General features: G+C 66.3%; 5 protein-coding genes. 1 reads left to right on the top strand and 4 read right to left on the bottom strand.

The features are described from left to right. Nucleotides 1-48: 48 nt before the first annotated feature. A complete protein-coding gene (locus tag WB785_RS14490; RefSeq protein WP_424080027.1) occupies nucleotides 49-1,269 on the top strand; it encodes an N-acetylmuramoyl-L-alanine amidase in 1,221 nt (406 codons plus the stop codon). Here WB785_RS14490 and WB785_RS14485 read toward each other — a convergent pair. From WB785_RS14485 to rsmG, 4 genes are all read right to left on the bottom strand, one after another. Continuing rightward, nucleotides 1,256-2,023: an acetyltransferase gene (locus tag WB785_RS14485; protein WP_424080026.1), complete on the bottom strand. Its 768-nt coding sequence runs from the start codon at nucleotides 2,021-2,023 to the stop codon at nucleotides 1,256-1,258. The two genes, WB785_RS14490 and WB785_RS14485, sit on opposite strands and share 14 nt — an antisense overlap. A 360-nt stretch (nucleotides 2,024-2,383) precedes the next feature. After that, nucleotides 2,384-3,361 (bottom strand): ParB/RepB/Spo0J family partition protein, encoded by a 978-nt coding sequence (locus WB785_RS14480; protein WP_424080025.1) that lies wholly within the window; start codon nucleotides 3,359-3,361, stop codon nucleotides 2,384-2,386. After that, on the bottom strand, nucleotides 3,358-4,329 hold the full coding sequence (locus WB785_RS14475) for a ParA family protein (protein ID WP_424080024.1): 972 nt from the start codon (nucleotides 4,327-4,329) through the stop codon (nucleotides 3,358-3,360). The genes WB785_RS14480 and WB785_RS14475 overlap by 4 nt, the downstream gene beginning before the upstream one ends. Then, nucleotides 4,326-5,051 carry a 16S rRNA (guanine(527)-N(7))-methyltransferase RsmG gene (gene rsmG / locus WB785_RS14470; RefSeq protein WP_424080028.1) on the bottom strand — a complete coding sequence of 242 codons (726 nt, stop codon included), beginning with the start codon at nucleotides 5,049-5,051 and terminating at the stop codon, nucleotides 4,326-4,328. The genes WB785_RS14475 and rsmG overlap by 4 nt, the downstream gene beginning before the upstream one ends. Nucleotides 5,052-5,090: the final 39 nt, after the last annotated feature.

The raw sequence follows: 5,090 nt of genomic DNA, 5'->3' as shown, positions 1-5,090 counted from the left end.
GTCCAACGAACGGCAGGGCTGTTCACACCAGCTCACCGGAGGCCTTGAATGTCGCATCCGCACCGCGGCGCCGGCGAGGCGCTGCGCTGTGGTGACCGCAGCGCAGCGGTCACCGAGATTCGGGCTTCGCTGACCGCGCTCGGGCATCTCGACGGCCCGGACGAAGACATCATCACCGGAAAGCATGTGGCACTCGATGTCTTTGACGAAGAACTCGACCATGCAGTGCGGGCATTCCAGCAGCATCGGGGGCTGCTGGTGGACGGGATCGTTGGCGAAGCCACCTATCGGGCGCTGAAAGAAGCGTCCTACCGGCTCGGTGCTCGCACGCTCAACCACCAATTCGGTGCACCGATGTACGGTGACGACGTCGCGACGCTGCAAGCCAGGTTGCAGGATCTGGGCTTTTACACCGGGCTGGTCGACGGATACTTCGGTTTGCAGACGCACAACGGGTTGATGTCATACCAGCGGGAATACGGCCTCTACGCCGACGGTATCTGCGGCCCGGAAACGTTGCGCTCCTTGTACTTCCTCTCCTCGCGGGTAACAGGTGGCTCGTTGCACGCAATCCGTGAAGAGGAGCTGGTCCGTCGGTCCGGGCCGAAGCTGTCCGGTAAGCGGATCATCATCGATCCGGGTCGCGGCGGCACTGACAGCGGGTTGATCACGCACAGTGCGGCGGGCCCTATCAGCGAAGCAGATGTGTTGTGGGACTTGGCAAGTCGTCTTGAAGGACGGATGACCGCCATCGGTATGGAGACGTTCCTGTCGAGGCCGACCAACCGCAGCCCATCCGACGCCGAGCGGGCCGCCACCGCTAACGCCGTCGGTGCCGATCTGATGATCAGCCTGCGTTGCGCAACCCAGGCCAGCCCGTCGGCTAACGGCGTCGCGTCTTTCCACTTCGGCAATTCGCACGGCTCGGTCTCCACCATTGGCCGTAATCTGGCTGACTTTATTCAACGAGAAGTGGTCGCGCGCACCGGTTTACGCGACTGCCGCACCCACGGCCGCACCTGGGATCTGCTGCGGCTGACCCGAATGCCGACCGTCCAGGTCGACATCGGTTACATCACCAATCCCCGGGATCGGGCACTGCTGATCGCCACCCAAACCCGCGACGCGGTCGCCGAGGGAATCCTGGCGGCGGTCAAGCGCCTTTATCTGCTCGGCAAAAACGACCGGCCCACCGGCACATTCACCTTCGCCGAACTACTCGCACACGAGTTGTCGGTGGAGCAGGCCAGCCGGCTCAGCGGCTCGTAGCAGACGAGCCTGCCGCAGATCCCGCTGCAGATCCGGCTGCAGATCCCGCCCCGACGGGCTGCTGCAGCGACGACGTTTCCAGCAGCCGCTCCAACGCAGCTTCGACCTCCGCCTTCCAACCAAGGCCCTTGTCCAGCTCGAGACGCAAGCGCGGAAAATAGCGGTGGGGCGCCACCACGACGAACCCCACATCACGCAAGAAGTCGGCGGCGATCACGCAGTGCTCGACCGAACAGTCCCCTAGCGCCTCCAACACCGGTCGCAGATCGGGGTCGACGCTCCTCGGGTCGAGCAGCTCCGCGACGTGCTCGGTGCGACCGAATGCCTCCAATGCCCGGACGCCCCGGCGGACCAATTCGTCGACCACCCGTGCCACCAGGCTGTAGGGCAGCTCGTCGGCGGCTGGGCCGGGCTCCACCCGCATCGAGGTGAGCAGGACAGCGTCGGCCGACACCGGCGCCGTCGGAAACCGGTGCGCCCGGGGCACCGCCCGTGGCGGAGCGTAGAGCGCATAGCCCAGGCAAGGTGGTTCGCCGCCGCCGCACTCGGCCGGAGCCGCCGTCGCGACCTGACCGCACGATCCCCACTCCAGCATGACCATCGACAGCCACGCCTCTTTCTCGAATTCGGGGTCGGCGAGCTGGTCATCGTTGCCGAGGGTTGCGGGGTCGACTTCCCAGAATGTGCACCGGCGCGCGTGCTTAGGAAGCTGGTCAAAGGCTTCGAGTCGCAGCGGTGTGATTCGAGCAGACACTAGACTCCTGGGCCTCCGTGGAGCGCTGTCAATGACCCTGTTTCTCCTCGGGCCATTGTGGCCCGCATTGTCGCAGGGTGCCGCCACTGTCCAGCTTCCCCGCGAGTGGGTGGTGCCGCCACCCCGAAGCTGAGCGTACCCCCCGCGTGTGGTCGACGGCGATACTCGCGCGAACCCGGATCGCGGGCCCCACCAGCCGCTCGCCGGGCCGCGGACGGCCAACCAGCTAGCCGGCGCCTCGTCGAAGCAGTGACGAGCACGAAATAGCCTGGTGCACAGTATGATTCAGTTGATATCGGCATCTTGACGCGGGATTCGCGGCCGGAATGTCACAGTGACGTAATCAGCTCGTGTCTCTGGTCAGGCGTCCCGCGAGTTCATCAGGCCCACGATGCGCTGCAAATCGTCCACCGAACCGAACTCGATCACGATCTTGCCCTTGCGTTTGCCCAGGCTGACTGTGACGCGGGTGTCGAAGGCGCCCGACAGCTGCTCAGCAACGTCCTGCAGGCCAGGCATTTGGATCGGCTTGCGCCGCGGCGGCGCCGGCTGGCTGGTATCGCTGCGGTTGGCGAGGGTGACCGCCTCTTCGGTTGCCCGCACCGAGAGCCCTTCGGCGACGATCCGGGCCGCGAGGCTTTCTTGCGCGTCGGGGCCACCCTCCAGGGACAGCAGCGCCCGGGCATGGCCGGCCGACAGCACCCCGGCGGCGACCCGTCGCTGCACCGGAATCGGCAGTCGGAGCAACCGGATCATGTTGGTGATCAGCGGACGGGACCGGCCGATCCGGGCTGCCAGTTCGTCGTGGGTGACGCCGAATTCGTCGAGGAGTTGCTGATAGGCCGCGGCCTCTTCCAGCGGGTTCAGCTGCACCCGGTGGATGTTTTCCAGCAGCGCGTCGCGCAGCAGGTTGTCCTCGCCGGTCTCGCGCACGATCGTCGGGATCGCGGTCATGCCGGCCGCTTGCGCCGCGCGCCACCGCCGCTCCCCCATCACCAGCTGATACCGCTGGCCGCCCGGCATGGCGCGCACGACGATCGGCTGCATCAGGCCAAATTCACGGATCGAGTGCACGAGTTCGGCGAGGGCTTCCTCGTCGAAGGCTTGCCGCGGTTGGCGTGGATTCGGCTCGATGAGGGCCGGGTCGATTTCGCGGTATACCGCGCCGATGCCGGTCCCACTACTCGCCGTCGGACCGCCCAGCACGACATCGGCTGCGGCGTCGCCCATCCGCTGCCCGAGGTCTGACGAACCGGCAGTGCCCTCGGCCGGGCCGGTGGGGATCAGCGAAGCCAGGCCTCGCCCGAGCCCGCCCTTCTTACGTAGCGGCTGGGTCATGTTTGTTCCCCCTCCTCGGGTGCTGCTGCGTCGCGCTCCGCGAGCTCGCGGCTGGCGTCGAGATAGCTCATCGCACCACGCGATCCGGGATCGTAATCGATGATCGTCATGCTGTAACCCGGCGCCTCTGAGACCTTCACGCTGCGCGGGATCACGGTGCGCAAGACCTTGGCCCCGAAGTAACGGCGCACTTCGTCGGCCACCTGATCGGCGAGCTTGGTCCGGCCGTCGTACATGGTGAGGATGACGGTGCTGACGTTCAGGCCGGGGTTCAGATGGGCTTTGACCATCTCGATGTTGCTCATCAACTGCGACACCCCCTCCAGCGCGTAGTACTCGCACTGGATCGGGATCAACACCTCGGGGGCTGCCACCAACGCGTTGATGGTCAGCAGCCCCAGCGACGGTGGGCAGTCGATGAAGACGTAATCGAAAGGAGCTTCGGAATGCAGGCCGTCGAGGGCGGCCAGCGCGGTGCGCAATCGATTCTCCCGCGCCACCATGCTCACCAATTCGATCTCGGCACCGGCCAGGTCGATCGTCGCCGGGACACAGAACAGTCGGTCGCTGTGCGGGCTGCGGCGCAGCGCGGTGTGCAGCGGCATCTCGCCGAGAAGCACTTCGTACGACGAGGGCGTCCCCGAATGGCGGTCGGCGATGCCCAGCGCCGTGCTCGCATTGCCCTGCGGGTCCAGATCAATCACGAGCGTTTTGAGCCCTTGGACGGCCAGCGCCGCGGCCAGATTCACCGCCGTGGTGGTCTTGCCGACGCCGCCCTTCTGATTGGCGATAGTGAAGAGTCGCCGACGGCGTGGCCGGCGTAGCGGTTGATAAGCGGTGTGCAACACCTGCATCGCGCGCTCGGCCGCAGCTCCTATCGGCGTATCGAATTCCGATGTTTCACGTGAAACATGCGCCGTGGACGTCTGCGTAGCTCCGTGTTCGGTCGGCTCGTCCGGCGCACTCATAAGCTCTTCCTCTTCGACCGTCGGCGAGGCACACCGCGAACCGGAGCCGGCTCGCCGTGCCGTGCCACCACCACGGTTGTCGGCGGAGACAGATACTTCACGCCACATTCCACCACCCTCGCATCCGTGGCGCCCAACGCGGTCATCACACGCCGGTACTCGCGGACTTCGACGACGGCCCGCTCCCCCTTGATCGCCAGCATTCGGCCTCCCGGCTTCAACAGCGGCAAACTCCACCTCGTCACCTTGTCCAGCGCGGCCACCGCACGAGACGCAACAGCGTCGGCGCCAGCCACGCGCTGGCGGACTGCGGCGTCCTCCGCGCGGCCGCGGACCACTTCCACATCCAACCCGAGACCGGCAACGGCCATCCGCAAAAACTCGGTTCGGCGCTGCAGCGACTCAATCAGGATGACGCGCAAGGTCGGCTCGGCGATTGCCAGGGCCAACCCCGGCAACCCGGCACCGCTACCGATGTCGGCCACGCGTTCGCCGGGTTCCAACAGCTCGGCGACGACGGCGCAGTTCAGAAGGTGGCGCTCCCAGATCCGATCGATCTCGTGCGGACCTAGCAGACCCCACTCGACGCCGGTATCGGCGAGCAGCTCGGCATAGCGCTTAGCCAGGTCCAGGCGGGGCCCGAAGATCGCGTTCGCTATGTCGGGCGGCGCCGGCACCGGCGGCGCCGCGCCGCGGGAAACGACATGTTTCACGTGAAACATCCCTCCCGTCGCAGCCGCGCGGTCCGTTCGAACTACATC

The sequence above is a fragment of the Mycobacterium sp. genome, from assembly GCF_049585075.1.
Classification (GTDB): Bacteria; Actinomycetota; Actinomycetes; order Mycobacteriales; family Mycobacteriaceae; genus Mycobacterium.
The sequence above is the reverse complement of the archived record's forward strand: the minus strand, read 5'-3'. Positions and strand labels throughout refer to the sequence as shown.

Bases quoted from the DNA above. Each gene is read 5' to 3' on its own strand.
- WB785_RS14490 (WP_424080027.1), top strand. From the start codon at position 49: ATGTCGCATCCGCACCGCGGCGCCGGCGAGGCGCTGCGCTGTGGTGAC.
- WB785_RS14480 (WP_424080025.1), bottom strand. From the start codon at position 3,361: ATGACCCAGCCGCTACGTAAGAAGGGCGGGCTCGGGCGAGGCCTGGCT.
- WB785_RS14475 (WP_424080024.1), bottom strand. From the start codon at position 4,329: ATGAGTGCGCCGGACGAGCCGACCGAACACGGAGCTACGCAGACGTCC.
- rsmG (WP_424080028.1), bottom strand. From the start codon at position 5,051: ATGTTTCACGTGAAACATGTCGTTTCCCGCGGCGCGGCGCCGCCGGTG.